Genomic DNA, 21484 nt, shown 5'->3' on the forward strand with positions numbered 1-21484 from the left:
GTGCAGAGCAAAGGGCACCGGGGTGCCGGCGTAGCTACAAGGGGAGGAGACGGGATGACACCGGATTCACTACGGGCCGCGCTGCGAGGCGTACCCGATCCCGATTGGTTGGACACGGCGCTGCGCCGGGTCGCGGCCGAGCCCACCGATATCACCCGGCTCTTCCCCGCCGCCGGCCGGCGCTGCGGTCGAGGCGCGCTGCCCGACGCACCCGACTGGACCGCCGACGACGCGGCCCGGGTGCTGCTGCTCACCGCGCTGCCGCGCGACCACGCCGCGTACGCCGAGAGCCTCTACCGGCACGGTGACGCGGCCGAACGGCGAGCGGTGCTGCGGGCGCTGCCGCTGCTGCCGATCGACGCCGCCGGCGTGCCGCTGCTGCACGACGCGATCCGCACCAACGACACCCGCCTGGTCGCCGCCGCGCTCGGCCCGTACGCCCGGCACCTCGACCCGGCCGCGTGGCGGCAGGCGGTGCTCAAGTGCGTGTTCAGCGGTGTTCCCCTCGCCGCGGTCGCCGACCTGGACGCCCGGGCCGACGGGGAACTCGCCGCCATGCTGGCCGCGCTCGCCGCCGAACGGCACGCCGCCGGCCGGGACCTGCCCGCCGACGCCACCGACCTGCTCGACCGGCTCACCGCCGCACTGCCCCGGGAGGCGTGAATGCGCATCTTCGACCCACACATCCACATGACCTCGCGCACCACCGACGACTACGAACGGATGGCCGCCGCCGGGGTACGCGCGCTGGTCGAGCCGGCGTTCTGGTTGGGCCAACCGCGGACCAGCCCCGCGTCGTTCACCGACTACTTCGACTCGCTGATCGGGTGGGAGCCCTTCCGGGCCGGTCAGTTCGGGGTGCGCCACTTCGCCACGATCGCGCTCAACCCCAAGGAGGCCAACGACCCGCGGTGCCGCCCGGTGCTGGACCTGCTGCCCCGCTACCTGGACAAGGACGCGGTGGTGGCGGTCGGCGAGATCGGGTACGACTCGATGACGCCGGAGGAGGACGAGGCGTTCGCGGCGCAGCTCGCCCTCGCCGTGGCGTACGAGCTGCCGGCGCTGGTGCACACCCCGCACCGGGACAAGGCGCGCGGCTGCGAACGCACCCTGGCGGTGGTCGCCGAATCCGGCATCGACGCCGGTCGCGTGGTGGTCGACCACCTCAACGAGGTGACCGTCAAGCTGGTCCGGGACAGTGGCTGCTGGCTGGGTTTCTCCATCTACCCGGACACGAAGATGACGCCGTCGCGGATGGTCGAGCTGCTGCGCGAGTACGGCACGGAACGGATGCTGGTCAACTCGGCCGCCGACTGGGGGCGTTCCGACCCGCTGCTGACCCGGGCCACCGGCGAGGCGATGCTGGAGGCCGGGTTCAGCGACGACGACGTCGACAGGGTGCTGTGGCGCAACCCGGTGGAGTTCTACGGGCAGTCGGGGCGACTCGACCTCAGCGACCTGGAGGACCCCGCCGCCGTGGACCCGGAGACCGGCAACTCGATCCTGCGCGGCGGCAGCTGATGCGTCTGCGACATGCCGGCGGCGAGACCGTCCACCTGGGCTACTGCACGAACGTGCACCCCGCCGAGGATCTCGCCGGCATCCTCGGTCAACTGGACACGTACGCCCTGCCGGTCCGTGCGGCGCTCGGCAGTGACCTGCTCGGGCTGGGCCTGTGGCTGGCCGCCCCGGTCGCCGCCGAGCTGGCCGCGGACGCGGGGTTGCGTCGTCGGCTGCGCGCCGAGCTGGACGCGCGAGGGCTGGAGGTCGTCACCCTCAACGGCTTCCCGTACGCGGCCTTCCAGGCCCCGGTGGTGAAGCAGGACGTGTACCACCCCGACTGGACCACCGAGCAGCGTCTGACGTACACGTTGAACCTGGCCCGGGTGCTCGCCGACCTGCTGCCCGACGACGCCGCCCGGGGGTCGATCTCCACCCTGCCGCTGGCCTGGCGGCAGCCGTGGGACTTCGGACGGGCCGACGCGGCCCGCCGCCGGCTGGACCAGCTCGCCGCCGGCCTGGCCGAGGTGCAGCGCGACACCGGCCGCGAGGTACGGGTCGCCTTCGAGCCGGAGCCCGGCTGCGTGGTGGAGAGCAGCAGCCAGGCCGCCGCGCTGCTGTCCGGGATGGACACCGACCGGATGGGCGTCTGCCTCGACCTGGCCCACCTGGCGTGCGCCTGGGAGGACCCGGCCGAGGCACTCGGACGACTGCGGGCGGCCGGGTTGCCCGTGGTGAAGGTGCAGGTCTCCGCCGCCGTCGAGGCGGCCGACCCGGCCGGCGGGGCCGACGCGTTGCGCCGCTGGGTGGAGCCGCGCTTCCTGCACCAGACCCGGGGCGCCGGCTGTGCGGGCCTGCCCGACCCGGCCGACCCGTCGTACGCGGCGGACGACCTCGACGAGGCGTTGGACCGGGCGCTGCCCGGACCGTGGCGGGTGCACTACCACGTGCCCCTGCACGCCCCACCCGAGGAGCCGCTCGGCTCGACCCTGCCGGTTCTGCGCGCAGCCCTGAGAGCGCTCTTCGACGGCCCGACCGCCGGCTGCGACCACCTGGACGTCGAAACGTACACCTGGGGGGTGCTGCCGGCAGCACGGCGGCCCCGCACCGACGCGGAGCTGGCCGCCGGCATCGCCGCGGAGCTGGCCTTCGCCCGGGACGAACTGGTCGGCCTCGGTCTGACCGCGCAGCGATCCGTGACGATGGGAGGAACGCGATGAGCCGCCGACTGGTGGTGCTCGACGTCGTGGGGCTGACCCCCCGACTGCTGGCGCACATGCCCCGACTGAGAGAGGTCGCCGACGGCGGCTTCCGGGCCGAGCTGGGCACCGTGCTGCCCGCGGTGACCTGCTCGGTGCAGTCCACCTTCCTCACCGGCGAACCACCCAGCGGGCACGGGATCGTCGGCAACGGGTGGTATTTCCGGGAGCTGGGTGAGGTGCTGCTGTGGCGGCAGCACAACGCGCTGGTCGGCGGGGAGAAGCTCTGGCAGGCGGCCCGCCGGGCCGAGCCCGGCTACACCGTCGCCAACGTCTGCTGGTGGTACGCCATGGGCGCCGACGTCGACTGGACGGTCACCCCGCGTCCCGTCTACTACGCCGACGGGCGCAAGGAACCCGACTGCTACACCGACCCGCCGGAGCTGCACGACGCGCTCACCGGCCGGCTGGGCACGTTCCCGCTGTTCACCTACTGGGGGCCGACGGCGGGCCTGCCGTCGTCGAAGTGGATCTGCCAGGCGGCCGAGCAGATCCTCGCCGACGTGTCACCCGACCTGACCCTGGTCTACGTGCCGCACCTGGACTACGACCTGCAACGGTTCGGCCCGTCGTCCGCCCAGGCCGCCGCCGCGGCGGCCGAGTTGGACGCGGTGCTCGGCCCACTGTTGGACGCCGCCCGGGCCCGGGACGCGACAGTGGTGGTCCTGTCGGAATACGGCATCACCGACGTGTCCCGGCCGGTGGACGTCAACCGGCTGCTGCGCTCCGAGGGGCTGCTGCGGGTGCACACCCAGGCGGGCATGGAGTACCTCGACCCGTGGACGTCGAAGGCGTTCGCGGTCGCCGACCACCAGGTCGCCCACGTCTACGTCAAGGACCCGGCCGACGTGCCGGCGGTCGCGAAGCTCTGCGCCAACCTGCCCGGGGTGGCCGAGGTGCTCGACGCCGAGGGCAAGGCCGCGCACGGGCTGGACCATCCGCGCGCGGGTGAGCTGGTGCTGGTGGCCGAGCCGGACGCCTGGTTCACGTACTACTACTGGCTGGACGACGACCGGGCGCCGGACTTCGCCCGGCTCGTGGAAATCCACCGCAAGCCGGGGTACGACCCGGCGGAGCTGTTCTTCGACCCGGCCAACCCCGGTGCCGCGAAGGCCCGCGCCGGGGTGGCGCTGGCCCGCAAGAAGCTCGGCATGCGTTACCTGATGAGCGCTGTCGGCCTGGACGCCGGTGCGCGGGCGGTGCGCGGCTCGCACGGGCGGCTGCCGGACGACCCGGCCGACGCCCCGGTGCTGCTCTGCTCCGACCCGACGGCGGCCCGGGACCGGATCGCGGCCACCGAGGTCAAGGCCCTGTTACTGGAGTTGGCCGGGTTGCGTGTCGACGGGTCGGGGGAGGGGACGTGACCGTCACCGTCGCGCCCACCGACACGAGCGGACTGCGGGCCCGGTTCGACGCGGAGCTGGCCGGGTTCCTGGAACGGCAGGGCCCGGACTGGCCCGACGGCGCGCCACGCGGTGTGTTCACCGCGCTGCAACGGTTCGTGCTCGCCGGTGGGAAGCGACTGCGTCCGCTCTTCTGCTACTGGGGTTGGCGTGGCGCGGGCGCCGCCGACGGCACCCCGATCGTGGTGGCCGCGGCTGCCCTGGAGCTGTTCCACGCGTTCGCGCTGATCCACGACGACATCCTGGACGGCAGTGACCGCCGCCGGGGTGAGCCGTCGGTGCACCGCCTCTTCGCCGACCTGCACGCCCGGTCGTCGTGGCGCGGTGACCCGGAGGCGTACGGTCGCAACACCGCGCTGCTCTGCGGGGACCTCTGCGCGGCCTGGTCGGACCAGATGTTCCACGAGTGCGGGCTGAGCACCGAGCAGGTGCACCGGGGGTACGGCGTGTTCGCGCTGATGCGTACCGAGGTGATCGCGGGGGAGTACCTGGACCTGGTCTCGGGCGTGGGTGACGGCTCGGTGGCGAGCGCGCTCACCGTGATCCGGATGAAGGCGGCCCGGTACACGGTCACCCGGCCGTTGCAGATCGGCGCGGCCCTGGCCGGCGCGGGCCCGGAGCTGCTCGCCGCGCTGGAGGAGTTCGGTGACCCGCTGGGCGACGCGTTCCAGCTCCGCGACGACGTGCTGGGCGTCTTCGGAGACCCGGCGGTGACCGGAAAGTCCATCCTGGACGACCTGCGTGAGGGCAAGCCCACCGTGATGATGGCGCTGGCCCGCAGCGAGGCGGACCGGTCACAGACCGCCCGGCTGCGGGAGCTGTTCGGCAATCCGGCGTTGGACGCCGACGGCGCCGCGGAGCTTCGCGCCATCATCGAGACGACGGGTGCCCGGGAGCGGATCGAGCAGATGATCCGGGTGCGGACCGAGGCCGCGCTCGTGGCCCTGCGGGCCGCCGCGGTGGCCGACGAGGCGCGCTCGGCGCTCGTCGCGCTCGCCGGCCAGGTGATCGATCGCCGCGCCTGACCCACAACTTTCGGCGAGATCGACAAAAGTTGATGCTGAACCGCCGGAAGGTATGGACACATCGACACCTTCAACTTAGTGTCGTGACCAACACGACAATGTTTCGTCGAGGTGAACCGGCGGCGCGGTAACCCATCGACCCCCCACCACCGCTACGGCATCCGGCGCGACGGCGCGCGCCCGGCCTGGCAGTCACTCGTCAGGAAGGGGCAGCACCCATGTCCATGAAGGACGCTCCACGACAACGGTCCCGACGATGGTTCTCCGCCGGATCGGCGCTGCTGTTGGCGGCCACCACCGGCGCCGTCTCCCTCGCCGTCGGCACGGCCCCTGCGCAGGCGCACACGATCGTCGCCACCGACTTCCAGCAGGTCGAACTCGCCCGAGGGGTGAGCGACATGGGCGAGCCGATGTCGCTGGCGGTGCTGCCGGACCGTTCCGTCCTGCACACCGCCCGCAACGGCACCCTCCGCCGCACCGACGCGAACGGCACCACCTCGGTGATCGGCACCCTGTCGGTCTACACCCACGACGAGGAGGGGTTGCAGGGCGTCGGCGTCGACCCGGGCTTCGCCAGCAACCGGCAGATCTACCTCTACTACGCCCCGCCGCTCTCCACCCCCGCCGGCGACGCGCCGGCCACCGCCACCGACTTCTCCGCCTGGAACGGTGTGAACCGCCTCTCCCGGTTCACGCTCAACTCCGACTTCACGCTCAACCAGTCCAGCAAGGTCGACGTGCTCGACGTCCCGGCCAACCGGGGCATGTGCTGCCACGTCGGTGGGGACATCGACTTCGACGCGGCCGGCAACCTCTACCTGTCGACCGGTGACGACACCAACCCGTTCGAGTCCGCCGGCTACTCGCCGCTGGACGAGCGGACCAACCGCAACCCGGCGTACGACGCCCAGCGCAGCGCCGGCAACACCAACGACCTGCGGGGCAAGATCCTGCGGATCAAGGTGAACGCGAACGGCACGTACTCCATCCCGTCGGGCAACCTGTTCGCGCCCGGCACGGCCCAGACGCGCCCGGAGATCTACGCGATGGGCTTCCGCAACCCGTTCCGGATCAGCGTGGACAAGGCCACCGGTGTCGTCTACGTCGGTGACTACGGGCCGGACGCCGGCTCCACCAGCTCCACCCGGGGGCCGTCCGGCCAGGTGGAGTTCAACCGGGTCGCCGCGCCGGGCAACTACGGCTGGCCGTACTGCACCGGCACCAACACCACCACCGAGACGTACAACGAGTGGGACTTCGCCACCAACGCCAGCGGAGCGAAGTACAACTGCGCCGGCGGGCCGACCAACAACTCGTTCCGCAACACCGGCCGGACCACCCTGCCGCCGGCCCAGCCGGCCTGGATCCGGTACGCCGGCGACGCCGGCACCCCGACCGAGTTCGGCGGTGGCTCCGAGTCGCCCATGGGCGGCCCGGTCTACCGGTACAACGCGTCGTCGACCTCCACCACGAAGTTCCCGCAGTCCTTCGACGGGCAGTTCTTCGCCACCGAGTTCGGCCGCGGCTGGATCAAGCCGATCCACGTCAACTCCGACGGCTCCCGGGGTGCCATCGACACCTTCCCCTGGGTCGGCAAGCAGGTGATGGATTCGGCGTTCGGTCCGGACGGCGCGTACTACGTGCTCGACTACGGCACCGGCTACTTCAACGGTGACGCCAACTCGGCGCTCTACCGCTTCGACTACGTCGGCAGCGGCAACCGGGCGCCCACCGCGAAGGCAAGTGCCAACCGCACCTCCGGCGCGGCCCCGCTCGCGGTGACCTTCTCCTCGGCCGGCTCGTCCGACCCCGAGGGTGGCACGTTGACCTACTCGTGGGCCTTCGGCGACGGCACCACCTCGACCGCTGCCAACCCGACGAAGACCTACAGCGCCAACGGCACCTACACCGCCACGCTGACGGTACGGGACCCGCAGGGCGCCACCGGCAGCAGCAGCGTGCAGATCAACGTCGGCAACACCGCGCCCACGGTGACGATCAACAACCCGGGCAACGGTCAGCTGTTCAGCTTCGGCGACACCGTGCCGTTCAGCATCACGGTGACCGACCCGGAGGACGGCACGATCGACTGCTCGAAGGTCAAGATGACCTACGTGCTCGGCCACGACCAGCACGGGCACCAGATCACCTCGCAGAACGGGTGCTCGGGCACGATCACCATCCCGGTCGACGGTGAGCACGACGACGCGGCGAACATCTTCGCGATCTTCGACGCCGAGTACACCGACGCCGGTGGCCTGACCACGCACACCCAGCACACGCTGCCCCCGCGCCACCGGCAGGCCGAGTTCTACGCCACCTCGTCCGGGATCAACGTGTTCAGCAAGACCCCGGCCGAAGGCGGCAAGACCGTCGGCGACATCAACAACGGTGACTGGATCGCGTTCCAGCCGTACCGCCTGGGCAACGTGACCTCGTTCAACGCCCGGGTCTCCTCGGCGGGGGCCGGTGGCACCCTCCAGGTCCGGGCCGGCTCGGCCACCGGCACGGTGCTGGGCTCGGCCACGGTCCCGGTGACCGGCGGCTGGGAAACCTTCACCACGGTGAACGGGACGATCACCAACCCGCCGACCGGCACGACCACGCTCTACCTGACCTTCGCCGGGTCGGGCACCGGGGCGCTCTTCGACCTGGACGCCTTCACCTTCGTCACCGGCACCTCCAGCGGTGGCGGCGGGACCGGGGCGATCAAGGGTCTGGGCGGCAAGTGTCTGGACGTGCGCAACGGCGCCACCGCCGACGGCACGCAGATCCAGATCTACACCTGCAACGGCAGCGCGGCGCAGACCTGGGCGGTCACCCCGAACTCGACGATCAAGTCGTTGGGTAAGTGCCTGGACGTCTCGGGTGCCGGCACCGCGGACGGCACCAAGATCCAGCTCTACACCTGCAACGGGACCGCCGCGCAGAACTGGTCGGCCCAGGCCGACGGCACGCTGCGCAGCCCGGCGTCCGGCAAGTGCCTCGACGTCTCCGGCAACAACTCCGCCGACAGCACCGCGGTCCACCTGTGGACCTGCGTCAGCGGTGCCGCCAACCAAAAGTGGACCCTGCCCTGAGCTGGCGGGAGGGGCCCCCGGCCAACGCCTAGTCTTGGGCTTGGGGCCCCTCCTAACCGCGATTAGGAGAGCGATATGCGCAGACGCCTACGACCCGTCCTGAGTGCGGCCATGGCCGCACTCGCCGTCATCGCCTGTACGACACCGGCCACCCCGGCCAGCGCCGCCGACGCCCCCTACGACGTCCTGGTGTTCTCCAAGACCGCCGGCTTCCGGCACGACGCGATCCCGGTCGGCATCCAGACCATCCGCGACCTGGGCGCGGCGAACAACTTCACAGTCACCGCCACCGAGGACGCCGCCGCGTTCACCACCAGCAACCTCAACCAGTACGAGGCGGTCGTCTTCCTCAACACCACCGGCGACGTGCTCAACGCCAGCCAGCAGACCGCCTTCGAGTCGTACATCGCCTCCGGGCGCGGCTATGTCGGTGTGCACGCGGCCGCCGACACCGAGTACGACTGGCCGTTCTACGGCAACCTGGTGGGCGCGTGGTTCAACTCGCACCCGGCGATCCAGCAGGCCAACATCAAGGTGGAGGACCGCGGGCACGCCGCTACCGGACACCTGCCGCAAACCTGGACCCGCACCGACGAGTGGTACAACTACCGCACCAACCCCCGGTCCACCGCGCACGTGCTCGCCACCCTCGACGAGTCGTCGTACTCCGGTGGCGGAATGGGCGCGGACCACCCGCTGAGCTGGTGCAAGAGCTACAACGGCGGCCGGTCCTTCTACACCGGCGCCGGGCACACCCAGGCGTCGTACGCCGAGTCGGGTTTCCGCAACCACCTGCTCGGCGGCATCCGGTACGCCTCCGGCCGGAGCAAGGCCGACTGCCGGCCCGAAACGGGCTACACCCCGATCTACAACGGCTCGACGACCGGTTGGTCGCAGGCCGGTCCGGGCAACTTCACCAACTCCGACGCCACCCTGACCTCGGTCGGTGGCATGGGCCTGTTCTGGTACAACGCCAAGCAGTTCACCAACTACTCGCTGAAGCTGGACTGGAAGCTGGCCGGGGACGACAACTCCGGCATCTTCATCGGCTTCCCACCGTCCAGTGATCCGTGGTCGGCGGTGGACAACGGCTACGAGATCCAGATCGACGCGACCGACGCGACCGACCGCACCACCGGGGCGGTCTACACGTTCAAGTCGGCCGACATCGCCGCCCGTGACGCGGCGTTGAACGCGCCGGGGGAGTGGAACACCTACGAGCTGTTGGTCGAGGGTGAGCGGCTACAGATCTTCCTCAACGGGGTGAAGATCAACGACTTCACCAACACCAACCCGGTCCGCTCCCTGGCCGGCCACATCGGCATCCAGAACCACGGCACCGGTGACGACGCCTACTTCCGCAACATCCGGATCAAGGAGTTGGGCACCACGCCACCGCCGACCGGGAACACCACGATCCAGGCCGAGGCGTTCAGCTCGGCCAACGGGGTCTCCGCGTTCACCAAGGCGGGCGCCAACGGTGGGCAGACCCTCGGCTACATCGAGCCGGGCGACTGGGCCGCGTACAACGGGGTCAACCTGGCCGGGATCACCTCGTTCACCGCCCGGGTCGTCTCCGGCGGAGCGGGCGGCACCATCCAGGTGCGCACCGGCTCGGCCACCGGCCCGGTGCTCGGCTCGGTCGCGGTGCCCAACACCGGTAGCTGGGACACCTACGCCAACGTCACCACCGCGTTGTCGAACGTCCCGTCCAGCACCCAGAACCTCTACCTCACCTTCACCGGTAGCGGCACAGGGCTCTTCGACCTGGACGACTTCACGCTCGTCAAGGGCAGCGGAGGCACGAACGGGGTGGGCCCGATCAAGGGCCTCGCCGGTAAGTGCCTGGACGTGCGCAACGGCGCCACCGCCGACGGCACCCAGATCCAGATCTACACCTGCAACGGCAGCGCGGCGCAGACCTGGACCGTGACGCCGAACTCGACGATCAAGGCACTCGGTAAGTGCCTGGACGTCAACGGCAGCGGCACCGCCAACGGCACCAAGATCCAGCTCTGGACCTGCAACGGCAGCGGGGCGCAGAACTGGGCGGCGGCGTCCGACGGCACCCTGCGCAACCCGTCGTCGGGCAAGTGCCTGGACGTCTCCGGCAACAACTCGGCGGACAGCACCGTCGTGCACCTCTGGACCTGCCTGAACGCGGCCAACCAGAAGTGGACCCTGCCCTGACCGACTGAGCCGGGAGGAGCCGCCGTCCCGACCTGACGGCGGCCTCCCCCGAGGCAGTGCCCCGGTGAGCGTCACACCTGCTCGTCACACCCACGACGGGCAGGTGTGACGCTCACGCCGTTACACCCCTCCCGGCGGGCACCGCCCGGGGCCGGGCTCCCAGCGCACTGCCGTACCTTGACCAGCATGGGGCGTATGGCGCAGTGGCGCCGGATGGTGCAGGAGCACGGGCACCGGCTGCTGCACGGGGCCGAGGCGCCCGATCCGTCGACCGGGCCGGCGCCCAGCCTGAACCGTCTCGACGCGCTGGTGGAGGGCTTCGCCGCAGGCCAGCCGGTGCGCTGGAGCCTCGCCGGATACCCTCGGCCGCTGCCCGGCCCGGTCGACGTCGTGGCGTACCGGATCATCGAGGAGGCGCTGACGAACGCCTGCCGGCACGCTCCGGGCGCGCCGGTCGCGGTCCGCCTGCGCTACGACGCCACGGGCATCACCATCGAGGTACGCGACGAGGGCGCCGCACCGGCGCCGTCCGCAGCGAGCGCCCACCCCACCGGGCAGGGCCTGCTCGGGGTACGCAGACGCGCCGAGCGGCTCGGCGGCACGTTCTCCGCCGGTCCGCGTGCCGGTGGCGGCTTCACTGTACGGGTTGTCCTGCCCGCGCCCGAGGAAATGATCGGATGATCGGCCGACTGCGGGGCTTCCCCGATGAGGCACTGCGGAAATAGGGTGGGGTCGGCGACCGTGCTGGTGGCCGGTGACCCGGTGGGAGGCGCAACCCGCCGGGCTCAGGTGTGTACCGCACCCACCGGTGACCGCCCGGCGTCACGTACGTCCGGTCACCTCGCCCCGGTCCGCACAAGGAATCCCCATCACATCAGGGGAGAAGAACAATGGCGCGACCCATCACGCTCTTCACCGGCCAGTGGGCCGACCTTCCTTTCGAGGAGGTTTGCCGACTCGCCTCCGAGTGGGGCTACGACGGTCTGGAGATCGCCTGCTGGGGCGACCACTTCGAGGTCGACAAGGCACTCGCCGACGACTCCTACGTCGAGCGCAAGAAGGAGACCCTGGCGAAGCACAACCTCCAGGTCTTCACGATCTCCAACCACCTGGTCGGTCAGGCGGTCTGTGACCACCCGATCGACGAGCGGCACCAGGACATCCTGCCCGCCCGGATCTGGGGCGACGGCGAGCCCGAGGGGGTCCGTCAGCGGGCCGCCGAGGAGATCAAGGACACTGCGCGGGCGGCCGCGAAGCTCGGGGTGAACACCGTCGTCGGCTTCACCGGCTCGTCGATCTGGCACACCCTGGCGATGTTCCCGCCGGTGCCGCCGTCGATGATCGAGCGCGGCTACCAGGACTTCGCCGACCGGTGGAACCCGATCCTCGACGTGTTCGACGAGGTCGGGGTGCGGTTCGCGCACGAGGTGCACCCGAGCGAGATCGCGTACGACTACTGGACGACGAAGCGGACGCTGGAGGCCATCGGCAACCGGCCCGCGTTCGGGCTGAACTGGGACCCGTCGCACTTCGTGTGGCAGGAGCTCGACCCGGTGAACTTCATCTTCGACTTCGCCGACCGGATCTACCACGTGGACTGCAAGGACGCGAAGGTGCGCACTGGGGACGGCCGGCGTGGCCGTCTCGCCTCGCACCTGCCCTGGGCCGACCTGCGCCGCGGGTGGGACTTCGTCTCCACCGGGCACGGCGACGTGCCCTGGGAGGACTGCTTCCGGGCGTTGAACGCGATCGGCTACGACGGCCCGATCTCGGTCGAGTGGGAGGACGCCGGGATGGACCGGCTCGTCGGTGCCCCGGAGGCGTTGCAGTTCGTCCGCCGGCTCGCCTTCGACGCTCCGAGCGCCGCCTTCGACGCGGCGTTCAGCAGCAAGGACTGATCACACCTCGGACAGACCACGGGCCGGTCGCCCTGCGGCGACCGGCCCGTCGAGGTGCGGTGGGTCAGAGCGTGCTGGCGTTCGTGCCCGAGCCGGACGGCTTGGTGCGGGGGTTCGTGGACGACGGCGACCCGGAGGTCGTGCCGACCGTGCTGGTGCCCGCCTTGGCACCCACCGTGGCGGGCGTGCCGGCGAACGCGTCGTCGGCGGCGGTCAGCTCCTGCTTGCCGGTGCTGCCGTTGCCGTTGCCCAGCTTCTCGCCCAGCTTGGTCTGGCCGAGCTTGTCCTTGCCCTCGCTGTAGAGCTTGTTCGCCTGGGCCTGCGCGACCCCGGCCGCCTCCTGGACGGTCGGGTGGTCGAGCACCTTGCGGCCCCGAACCACCAGCTCTTCGTACTTCTCCCGGCCGGCACGGGCGCCCAGGACGAATCCCGCAGCCAGCCCGCCAAGAAACATGATCTTTCCGCGCATGGCGGCTCCTTCCGTACCTGACGCGCCGTCGCCTCCGGCGAGTTGCCCCGTCGGAAGGCGACCTGTTCGCGCCTGCGTCCTCTGTCCGCAGCTAACTACCCATCCTGCTCCCCGCTCAAGCATGTCTGGGCCGGGATGGCGATTTACCCCGTTTGTCGATGCGTCAGGGATGCTGACCTGCGCGTCTTGATCATCAGCTGTCGGGGTGGAACCCACTGGACCGCCACCGGGGAAAGTCCTGTACTCTTGTCCCGTCGCACGGCGTCGGCGAGATCCGATTCCGGGCGGTGCACGATCCCCTGTAGCTCAATTGGCAGAGCAGCCGGCTGTTAACCGGCAGGTTATTGGTTCGAGTCCAATCGGGGGAGCTTCTCCACCAAGCGCCCGTCGGCCTGATGCCGGCGGGCGTTTTCGTGCGCCCGGTGTGTAGCCGCCCGCCGCCCGCCGCGCCTGGCGCCCCGTGACAGCAACGTCGGGGATATTGCTGTCACCCGAGTGCCTGAGGCCGCAACATCCCCGAAGTTGCTGCTTCCTGCGTGTCGGAGGCCGCAACATCCCCGATGTTGTGACGATCTTGGGCGCGGGGCGCGGGGCGCGGGGCGCGGGGCGCGGGGCGCGGGGCGCGGGGCGCGGGGCGCGGGGCGCGGGGCGCGGGGCGCGGGGCGCGGGGCGCGGCGGAATGTGAGTTTTAGGCTGCTTTGTGGCTGCCCGGCCGGCAGGATGGTCGATGTCGACCCAGGCTTCCGCTGCGTCGATCGACGCGCTGATCCTTGGGGTGGGTACGCATGTCCGGACGAGGTGGCAGGGCCACGCTGGTCGCGGTGGCGGTCGTGCTGGCCTGGCTGGTGATCGGTGGTGTGGCCGGCCCGTACGCCGGACGGCTCAGCGAGGTCGCCACCAACGACAACGCCGCCTTCCTGCCCGCCGACGCCGAGGCGACCCGGGCCCAGGACCTCGTCGGCCAGTTCGTCGACAGGCAGACCATCCCGGCTCTGGTCGTTTACGAGCGCCCTTCCGGGATCACCGACGCGGACCGGCAGCGGGTGGGCGCCGACGCGGCCCGGTTCGCCCAGGTGCCCGGGGTGGTCACGCCGCTACCACCGCCCATCCCCAGCGCGGACGGTCAGGCCCTCCAGGTCGTCGTACCCGTGGACGACGCCGAGGGGGAGGAGATCGGCACCGTCGTCGAACGACTGCGCGACATCGCCGGCGGGGACCGGGACGGCCTCGCCGTCGACGTCTCCGGCCCGGCCGGTCTGCTCGCCGACCTGATCGAGGTGTTCTCCGCCATCGACGGGCCACTGCTGCTGGTCACCCTGGTCGTGGTGCTGATCATCCTGTTGGTCGTCTACCGCAGCCCGGTGCTCTGGATCTTCCCGCTGCTGGCCGCCGGGATGTCGTACGCCCTGGCCTCGGTCTTCGTCTACCTGCTGGCCGACGCTGACGTGCTCAAGCTCAACGGGCAGGCCCAGGGCATCCTCACCGTGCTGGTCTTCGGCGCCGGCACCGACTACGCGTTGCTGCTCATCGCCCGCTATCGCGAGGAGCTGCACCGCCACGACCGGACGTGGGCCGCTATGCGCGCCGCCTGGAAGGGTGCCGCGCCGGCCATCATCGCGTCCGGCGGCACTGTCATCGTCAGCCTGCTCTGCCTGCTGCTGTCCAGCCTCAACTCCAACCGGGCGCTCGGTCCGGTCGCCGCCATCGGCATCGCCGCCACCCTGCTGGTGATGCTCACCTTCCTGCCCGCGCTGCTGGTGCTCGGCGGTCGGTGGGCGTTCTGGCCCCGGCGACCCCGCGAGGACCAGGCCGACCCACGCCTGGAGCACGGCATCTGGAGTCGCATCGCCGGCTTCGTGGCCCGGCACGCCCGACCGATCTGGCTGAGCACCGCAGTGGTGCTGGCTCTCCTCACGCTCGGGCTCACCCAGCTCGGCGCGACCACCCTCGGCCAGTCCGACCTGTTCACCCAACGCGTCGACTCGGTCGACGGCCAGGAGGTGATCTCCCGGCACTACCCGGCGGGCACGGGCAGCCCGGCCACCATCTTCACCACCGAACAGACCGCCCGGCAGGTCGCCCAGGTGGCACAGGGCGTGCGGGGCGTCGCCGACGTCCGCCCCCTTACCGCCGGCCCGCAGACCGGCCCGCCGGACCCGAACGCCGCACCGAAGGTCGTCGACGGGCGGGTACAGCTGGAGGCCACCCTCACCGACCCACCCGACAGCGACGGCGCCGAGCGGACCATCCGCGAGCTGCGCGTCGCCGTACACCAGGTGCCCGGCGCGGACGCCGTGGTCGGTGGATTCACCGCGATCAACGTGGACACCTCGGACGCCGCGAAGCGCGACCAGAACGTCATCATCCCGGTGGTGCTGGTGGTCATCGCGGTGATCCTGGCCCTGCTGCTGCGGGCGCTGCTCGCCCCGGTGCTGCTGATCGCCACAGTGCTGCTCAGCTTCGCCGCGACCCTCGGCCTCTGCGCGCTGCTGTTCCGCCACGTCTTCGACTTCCCAGGCGTGGATTCGTCGTTCCCGCTGTTCGCGTTCGTGTTCCTGGTCGCCCTGGGGATCGACTACAACATCTTCCTCATGAGCCGGGTCCGCGAGGAGTCGGTCCGGCGGGGCACCCGCGCCGGTGTGCTCGCCGGCCTCGCCGTCACCGGCGGGGTGATCACCTCCGCCGGCATCGTGCTCGCCGCGACGTTCTCCGCCCTCGCCGTCCTGCCGCTCGTGGTGTTGGTCGAGTTGGGTACGGCGGTCGCGATCGGGGTACTGATCGACACCATCGTCGTCCGGTCGTTGCTGGTGCCCGCACTGGCGTACGACATCGGGCCGAAGATCTGGTGGCCGGGCCGGTTGTCCCGGACGAACGGTGAGCGGGAGGCACGCGATGCTGGCTGAGACCGACGTGGTCGTCGTCGGCGGAGGCCTGGCCGGGCTCGCCGCCGCCCGCCGGCTGCACCGCGCCGGGGTGCCCTGGCGGTTGCTGGAGGCCAGCGGTCGGCTCGGCGGCCGGGTCGCCACCGACGTCGTCGACGGCTACCTCATCGACCGGGGCTTCCAGGTGCTCAACACCGCGTACCCACGGCTCGGCACGCTGCTCGACACCGACCGCCTCGACCTGCGCTACTTCACCTCCGGCGTGCTGGTCCGCAAGGGCGACGACCTGTTGCGGCTGGTCAACCCGCTGCGCGAACCGGCCGGCGCCCCGGGTACCGCGCTCGCCGGCGTCGGCTCGCTGCGCGACCGGCTGCGGTTCGCCGCGCTCGCCGCCGGCTGCGCCACGCTGCCCGTGGCCCGGCTCCTCGCCGCACCGGAGACCAGCGCCGAGACGGCACTACGGCGGGCGGGCCTCTCCGACGCGATCATCGAGGAGTTGCTGCGGCCGTTCCTGTCCGGTGTGTTCATCGACCGGGAGTTGGCCACCTCCAGCCACGTACTCGCGATGGTGGTGCGCTCCTTCGCCCGCGGCCGCATCGGCCTGCCCGCCGAGGGCATGGCCGCGCTGCCCCGGGCCGTCGCCGACCCGCTCCCCGCCGACCTGCTCGACCTGGACACCCCGGTCGCCGAGGTCGCCCCCGGCCGGGTGCGCACCCAGGCCGGTGACATCCGCTGCCGGGCCGTCGTGGTCGCCGTCGACCCACCCGCCGCGCCCGCGCTGGTGCCGGCCCTGACGGCGGTACGCATGCACAGCTACACCACCTACTACCACAGCGCTCCCGAGCCGCCGCTCGCCGAACCGATCCTGCTCGTCGACGGCGACCGGCGCGAGATCGTGGCGAACACTGTCGTGCTCAGCAACGCCGCACCGACGTACGCGCCGGCCGGACGGCACCTGATCGCCACCTCCGTGGTCGGCCCGACCGCCCCGCCCGAGCCGACCATCCGGGCCGAGTTGACCCGGCTGTACGGTCAGTCCACCGCCGACTGGACACACCTCACCACTGTCGCCGTGCCGCAGGCGCTACCCGCCGCGCCACCACCGCAGGGTCGGCTGCGCAAACCCGTGTCGATGGGGGAGGGGCTGTTCGTGGCCGGTGACCACCGGGACAGCCCGTCCATCCAGGGTGCCCTCGCCAGCGGCTGGCGTGCCGCCGGAGCGGTGCTGAAGGAGTTGCGCGCGGGCTGAGCCCGGCTCGAAACGGGGGCCACGCCGCCCTTGTTGATCACCTATGATCCCCGCCATGCCCGCCCCTCTGCCAGCCCCCACCTTCGATGCTGGTGCCGCGTACCCCGAGGTCAACGATCTCCGCAAGGCGCTCGACGCCGCCGACTGGCCCGCCGTCCGCGCGCTGTTCGCCGACCGCGAGCCCGCCCATCGGACGCTGCTGGTCTCCGCCGCCGGGGACCAGGAAGGGACCGAGCCGTTCCTACGGCGGGTGTACGACGACGACCCCACCGACGCCCTCGCCGGCACGTTGCTCGGCAACTGCCTCATCCGCACCGGCTGGCGGATCCGCAGTGCCGCCCGGGCCCAGCACGTCAGCCGCAGCCAGTTCGACCAGTTCCACGACCACCTGCGGCGAGCTGAGCAGGTGTTGATCGATGTCACCGCCCGGCACGAGGACGACGCGGCGGCCTGGACACAGCGGATCACCCTCGCCCGGGGCCTGCAACTCGGCCAGAACGAGGCGCGTCGCCGCTACGACCGGCTCGCCCGGCACGAACCCCACCACCTGCCCGCGCAGGCCAGCCTGCTCCAACAGCTCTGCCCGAAGTGGAGCGGCGACTGGGACCGGGCCTTCGGCTTCGCCCGCGAATGCGCCCAGGCCGCGCCGGACGGGGCACCCAACGCCGCGCTCGTCGCCGAGGCGCACCTGGAACGCTGGCTGGACTTCGACACCGAACGGGAGCGCACGGAGTACCTGCGAAGCACCCCCGTCGTGGACGAGATCATGCGGTGCGGCCAACGGTCGGTGCTGCACCCCGACTACGTCGACAAGGCGGACTGGGTCTGGGTCCGTTCGACGTTCGCGCTGATGTTCAGCCTGACCGAGCAGTGGCCCGCCGCCGCGAGCCAGTTCACCGCCCTCGGCAACCTCGGCAGCGAATACCCCTGGGCCTATGTGGACGACGCAGAGGGCTTCACCAAGTACCGCGCCAAGGCGTACGCGAAGGGTGGTCGTTCGTGATCCAGCACCTGGACGTGGACGGGGTGCCCACGCTGCTCGCCCCCACCGGCGGGCCGATGCACGCCGGGCTGACCTTCCGGGTCGGCACCGCGGACGAGACGCTCGCCCGCGCCGGTATCACCCACCTCATCGAACACCTCGCGCTCGCCCCGCTCGGCCTGGCCGACTACCACGTCAACGGCGCGACAGCCCCCGCGTACACCACGTTCCACACGCAGGGCTCCGAGGCGGACATCGCGGCGTTCCTCACCGCCGTCTGCGGGCACCTCTCCGACCTGCCGGTCGCGCGGCTCGACGTCGAGAAGGAGATCCTGCGCACCGAATGGAGCAGCCGAGGCTCCGCCGCCGTCGACGACATCCCGCTGTGGCGCTACGGGGCCCGCGACTTCGGCCTGAGCAGCTACCCGGAATGGGGCCTGAGCGCTCTCACCGCCGATGACCTGCGGCAATGGGTGGCCCGCTGGTTCACCACGGAGAACGCCGTGCTCTGGATCGCCGGTGACCGGGTGCCCGCCGGGCTGCGGCTCACCCTGCCCAGCGGGGTCCGCCAGCCGGTGCCGGTGGCGTCGTCGGCGCTGCCGACCACCCCCGCGTACTTCGTCAGCGGCGCCCGCGCCGTGGTGCTCGACTCGGTGGTACGCCGCACCACCGCCGCCAGCACCTTCGCCGGCGTACTGGAACGGGAGCTGTACCGGTCGCTGCGCCAGGACGCCGGCCTGTCCTACACCACCACCACCGGGTACGAGCCGCGCGGCGACGGGTACGCCACACTGCGGGCGCTCGCCGACGCGCTGGCGGAGAAGCAGGACGCCGTGCTCGGCGGCTTCATCGACGTACTCGCGAAGATGCGGGTCGGCCGGATCGAACAGGCGGACCTGGACGCCACCATCGCCAAGCGGGAAGACCTCCTGGCCACCACCGAGGTGGACGCCGCACGACTACCCGGGTACGCCCTCAACCTGCTGACCGGGCAGCCGAACCTCACCCTCGACGAGTACCGGGCCGAGCTGAAGGCCGTGAGCATCGCCGACCTGCACGACGTGGCCGGCGAGGTGATGGCCTCGGCGCTGCTCATGGTGCCCGGCGGTCACACCGCCGACTGGGCCGGCTTCACCGCCGCACCCACCCACTCCGCCGACACCGTCGACGGCCCCACCTACCGCGCCCGGGAAGGTGCCGGTGGCATCCGCCTCGGCGTCGACGGTGTCACGTACCTCCAGACGGACGGGCCCCTGACCGTCCGCTACGCCGACTGCGCCGCCATGCTCGCCTGGCCCGACGGAGCGCGCCAACTCATCGGCGCGGACGCCATCGTGCTGCACATCGAGCCGACCATGCTCGGCCTGCCCCCGGGAACGATCCAGGCCATCGACGCCGGTGTGCCGGCCGACCGGCACGTCACCATGCCGGCCCGCAGCGCCGACCAGATCCCGCAGCCCAGGCCCATCGAGCGCCAGCCCGAACCCGCCAGGCGCTCCTGGTGGGAGGTCCCGGTGATGGTGCTCAGCGGGCTCGGCACCCTGCTCATGGGCGGTGTCTTCCTGCTGCTCACCATCGGCATGTTCGTCGCCGAGGAAGGCTCGGAGGAGGACACGTGGTTCTGGGGCGTCATCGTGGTCGGGTGGGTGCTCACTGTTATCCTCGCGTTGCCCATCGTGCTGCTGAAGCGACGACGGCGGTGATGAGGTGGGGCCGGAACGCTGCTGGCCCGTGATCCACCGGTCGGGATAAGATCCGGCGCGGTGTGAGGGGCGGTAGCTCAGCCGGTTAGAGCAGGGGACTCATAATCCCTCGGTCGCGGGTTCGAGTCCCGCCCGCCCCACCAACCTTTTCTCCTACTTCCTGGGTGCCGCCTGTCACCCCCGTCGCCATGGTCGAGGCGTTACAGAGCGCTGAGCGCGATCGTGGGCGACTCTGCCTGTTTGTTGGCGGCGTTCCTGGAACGTGGCAACACCGACACCGCCAGCGCCGCACCGAGAGCGAAGGTAGCGGCGAGCACAACGCCACACGTTGTCTGGACGGCATGCGCTCACCTGAACTCGCATCCGATCCGGCGGGGTCACCCTCTCTCTGATCCAGGTCGATGAACCCATGCCCCAATGCCATGCCGGAAGCATAGGGCCGACCTGTCCACCGCCGTCCTCGTCACCGCTCCGTGTCCAGGCGGACGGTGCCGCTCCGCTGAGGGATATACCTCAGAGGTATGAATATGACTCTCCGGTATACGCCGGAGTAGCGGCACCTATGGGTGGTCCTGATCAGGGAGATCCACGTATGTGCCGAACGGCTCGACAGATCCGTCCCAACCGCTCCAACCCTGTTGAGTCATCTGCCCAGCTTCATAGGCGTAGGACCAGCGAGCGCCGTCTTCGCCTTCGAGGTGGACGACCCCGGAGCGGACGAACGGCGCGATCGCGACGTAGAAGGCGATGGCCTGTTTCGACCACTTGGGGTCACCCTCGTCGTCATGATCGAACTCGATCCAGTCTCCGTCGCGGGTGATGGACGCTCGTGCCTCGCACGCCAGATCGACAAGCGTCTCATCCGATCGGGACTCATCGGGTTTGTACCAACCACCCCGTTCGGCCATGGCGGCTTTGGCAGCGGCGGCCGCCGCGAGGTCGTCCGACTCCGGTAGGTGCAGACGGCCGGAGGGCCACACCGAATATCCCACGGCGGGCAGTCTACGACCGTCGATGTCCGGCACACCGAAGGTGTCGCTCACAGGGTCGGGCTGAGTGGTCGGTGCCGAGTGGTCGGGTCGTGCGATGATCAGCCCGAAAGCCCGTGGCGGGAGGAAGAGTGTGAGCGATCCGCAGCACCGCTCCGGACTGCGCGCACCGTTCTGGGAATCGATGGTCGGCATGCTCACCGCCATCGCGGGCCTGGTCACCGCGATCGTAGGCGTCGCAGCCTTCGTCTATCAGGTCGGCGGCTTCGGCGCGGCCGACGGTCAGCAGGGTGCCGCTGCGCCAAGCACGGCGCCCAGTTCGGCGGGCACGGCTGTTGCCCCGACAACGCCGACGCAGGCCGGTCCGGAGCAGAGCACAAGCGCGGGCCCCTACGAGGTGCTGTTCAACAACAACGGTGTCGACCTCGACACGGATCCACCGACGGTCGCCACGGGCCCGGACCCGAGCATCGACATCTACGACGGCGGCAACTCGGTGCAGAGTTACCCGGTCTGGTCGGGTCTGGCGAAGTGGGATCGGCCCGGCACACCGCAACGGCAGGACTGCACCTCGTTACTGAGCAGCTTCGCGACGACCGACTCCCGATACATCAAGGGGAGTCGGTACTGCGTCCGCACGCGAGGTGACCTGCATGTCGCCCTCGTCGAGTTCGTCGAACCCATGAGTGGCGGGTGGAAGATCCGCGTGACGGTCTGGCCCGGCACGGCGAGCTGACGTCCTGCGACGACCGACTGCCAGCTATCGCGGGAACCAGGTCGTCCCTCCGGTTGGCCAGCGGTCCGTGGCCTTTCCACCTCTGGTTCGACGCAGGGCAGGTCGGTGGGACGCAGAGG

16 protein-coding genes and 2 tRNA genes are annotated in these 21484 nt (G+C 70.9%); 16 read left to right on the top strand and 2 right to left on the bottom strand.

The genetic code is table 11. From position 1 onward, the window contains the following. Positions 1-54 precede the first annotated feature (54 nt). From O3438_RS29475 to O3438_RS29515, 9 genes are all read left to right on the top strand, one after another. Complete coding sequence (locus tag O3438_RS29475) at positions 55-663, top strand: EboA domain-containing protein (protein ID WP_269682829.1); 609 nt, start codon at positions 55-57, stop codon at positions 661-663. Beyond that, positions 664-1521 (top strand): TatD family hydrolase, encoded by an 858-nt coding sequence (locus O3438_RS29480; protein WP_269682830.1) that lies wholly within the window; start codon positions 664-666, stop codon positions 1519-1521. Further along, positions 1521-2720 (top strand): metabolite traffic protein EboE, encoded by a 1200-nt coding sequence (gene eboE, locus O3438_RS29485; protein WP_269682831.1) that lies wholly within the window; start codon positions 1521-1523, stop codon positions 2718-2720. The genes O3438_RS29480 and eboE overlap by 1 nt, the downstream gene beginning before the upstream one ends. Continuing rightward, positions 2717-4123, top strand: a complete 1407-nt coding sequence (locus O3438_RS29490; RefSeq protein WP_269682832.1) for an alkaline phosphatase family protein — start codon at positions 2717-2719, stop codon at positions 4121-4123. Before eboE ends, O3438_RS29490 begins: the two co-directional genes overlap by 4 nt. Next, positions 4120-5187 (top strand): polyprenyl synthetase family protein, encoded by a 1068-nt coding sequence (locus O3438_RS29495; RefSeq protein WP_269682833.1) that lies wholly within the window; start codon positions 4120-4122, stop codon positions 5185-5187. Before O3438_RS29490 ends, O3438_RS29495 begins: the two co-directional genes overlap by 4 nt. A 218-nt stretch (positions 5188-5405) precedes the next feature. Next, positions 5406-8267, top strand: a complete 2862-nt coding sequence (locus tag O3438_RS29500; protein ID WP_269682834.1) for a PQQ-dependent sugar dehydrogenase — start codon at positions 5406-5408, stop codon at positions 8265-8267. Between the two features lie 75 nt (positions 8268-8342). Beyond that, positions 8343-10457, top strand: a complete 2115-nt coding sequence (locus tag O3438_RS29505) for a ThuA domain-containing protein (protein WP_269682835.1) — start codon at positions 8343-8345, stop codon at positions 10455-10457. Between the two features lie 195 nt (positions 10458-10652). Next, positions 10653-11138 carry a sensor histidine kinase gene (locus O3438_RS29510; RefSeq protein ID WP_269682836.1) on the top strand — a complete coding sequence of 162 codons (486 nt, stop codon included), beginning with the start codon at positions 10653-10655 and terminating at the stop codon, positions 11136-11138. A 209-nt stretch (positions 11139-11347) separates the two neighbouring features. Next, positions 11348-12355 carry a sugar phosphate isomerase/epimerase family protein gene (locus tag O3438_RS29515; protein WP_088988140.1) on the top strand — a complete coding sequence of 336 codons (1008 nt, stop codon included), beginning with the start codon at positions 11348-11350 and terminating at the stop codon, positions 12353-12355. 64 nt (positions 12356-12419) lie between these two features. On the opposite strand, the gene O3438_RS29520 is transcribed toward O3438_RS29515, so the two are convergent. Then, positions 12420-12824 (bottom strand): hypothetical protein, encoded by a 405-nt coding sequence (locus O3438_RS29520; protein ID WP_269682837.1) that lies wholly within the window; start codon positions 12822-12824, stop codon positions 12420-12422. Positions 12825-13119: 295 nt separating this feature from the next. Between O3438_RS29520 and O3438_RS29525 the strand changes: the two genes are divergently transcribed. The 6 genes from O3438_RS29525 to O3438_RS29550 all read left to right on the top strand — a co-directional run bounded on the left by O3438_RS29525 (position 13120) and on the right by O3438_RS29550 (position 19783). Then, positions 13120-13192: transfer RNA gene (locus O3438_RS29525), tRNA-Asn, on the top strand. Between the two features lie 417 nt (positions 13193-13609). Continuing rightward, the gene (locus O3438_RS29530; RefSeq protein ID WP_269682838.1) at positions 13610-15727 is read left to right on the top strand and encodes an MMPL family transporter; all 2118 of its coding nucleotides are present in this window, start codon (positions 13610-13612) and stop codon (positions 15725-15727) included. After that, entirely contained in the window at positions 15717-16955 is a 1239-nt protein-coding gene (locus O3438_RS29535; protein ID WP_269682839.1) for an NAD(P)/FAD-dependent oxidoreductase, read from the top strand. The genes O3438_RS29530 and O3438_RS29535 overlap by 11 nt, the downstream gene beginning before the upstream one ends. A 55-nt stretch (positions 16956-17010) precedes the next feature. Further along, positions 17011-17958 carry a hypothetical protein gene (locus tag O3438_RS29540; RefSeq protein WP_269682840.1) on the top strand — a complete coding sequence of 316 codons (948 nt, stop codon included), beginning with the start codon at positions 17011-17013 and terminating at the stop codon, positions 17956-17958. Continuing rightward, complete coding sequence (locus O3438_RS29545) at positions 17955-19640, top strand: M16 family metallopeptidase (protein ID WP_269682841.1); 1686 nt, start codon at positions 17955-17957, stop codon at positions 19638-19640. The genes O3438_RS29540 and O3438_RS29545 overlap by 4 nt, the downstream gene beginning before the upstream one ends. A 66-nt stretch (positions 19641-19706) precedes the next feature. Further along, positions 19707-19783: transfer RNA gene (locus O3438_RS29550), tRNA-Ile, on the top strand. Between the two features lie 417 nt (positions 19784-20200). On the opposite strand, the gene O3438_RS29555 is transcribed toward O3438_RS29550, so the two are convergent. Next, positions 20201-20683: a hypothetical protein gene (locus tag O3438_RS29555; protein WP_269682842.1), complete on the bottom strand. Its 483-nt coding sequence runs from the start codon at positions 20681-20683 to the stop codon at positions 20201-20203. Between the two features lie 79 nt (positions 20684-20762). Here O3438_RS29555 and O3438_RS29560 point away from each other — a divergent pair, with 79 nt between their 5' ends. After that, entirely contained in the window at positions 20763-21365 is a 603-nt protein-coding gene (locus tag O3438_RS29560; RefSeq protein WP_269682843.1) for a hypothetical protein, read from the top strand. Positions 21366-21484: the final 119 nt, after the last annotated feature.

It is taken from the genome of Micromonospora sp. WMMC250, assembly GCF_027460215.1.
Taxonomy (GTDB): Bacteria; Actinomycetota; Actinomycetes; order Mycobacteriales; family Micromonosporaceae; genus Micromonospora; species Micromonospora taraxaci.

What these genes read in the sequence shown, in the direction of transcription:
- O3438_RS29475 (WP_269682829.1), top strand. Translation starts at nt 55, where the DNA reads ATGACACCGGATTCACTACGGGCCGCGCTGCGAGGCGTACCCGATCCC.
- O3438_RS29480 (WP_269682830.1), top strand. Translation starts at nt 664, where the DNA reads ATGCGCATCTTCGACCCACACATCCACATGACCTCGCGCACCACCGAC.
- eboE (WP_269682831.1), top strand. Translation starts at nt 1,521, where the DNA reads ATGCGTCTGCGACATGCCGGCGGCGAGACCGTCCACCTGGGCTACTGC.
- O3438_RS29490 (WP_269682832.1), top strand. Translation starts at nt 2,717, where the DNA reads ATGAGCCGCCGACTGGTGGTGCTCGACGTCGTGGGGCTGACCCCCCGA.
- O3438_RS29500 (WP_269682834.1), top strand. Translation starts at nt 5,406, where the DNA reads ATGTCCATGAAGGACGCTCCACGACAACGGTCCCGACGATGGTTCTCC.
- O3438_RS29505 (WP_269682835.1), top strand. Translation starts at nt 8,343, where the DNA reads ATGCGCAGACGCCTACGACCCGTCCTGAGTGCGGCCATGGCCGCACTC.
- O3438_RS29510 (WP_269682836.1), top strand. Translation starts at nt 10,653, where the DNA reads ATGGCGCAGTGGCGCCGGATGGTGCAGGAGCACGGGCACCGGCTGCTG.
- O3438_RS29515 (WP_088988140.1), top strand. Translation starts at nt 11,348, where the DNA reads ATGGCGCGACCCATCACGCTCTTCACCGGCCAGTGGGCCGACCTTCCT.
- O3438_RS29520 (WP_269682837.1), bottom strand. Translation starts at nt 12,824, where the DNA reads ATGCGCGGAAAGATCATGTTTCTTGGCGGGCTGGCTGCGGGATTCGTC.
- O3438_RS29530 (WP_269682838.1), top strand. Translation starts at nt 13,610, where the DNA reads ATGTCCGGACGAGGTGGCAGGGCCACGCTGGTCGCGGTGGCGGTCGTG.
- O3438_RS29535 (WP_269682839.1), top strand. Translation starts at nt 15,717, where the DNA reads ATGCTGGCTGAGACCGACGTGGTCGTCGTCGGCGGAGGCCTGGCCGGG.
- O3438_RS29540 (WP_269682840.1), top strand. Translation starts at nt 17,011, where the DNA reads ATGCCCGCCCCTCTGCCAGCCCCCACCTTCGATGCTGGTGCCGCGTAC.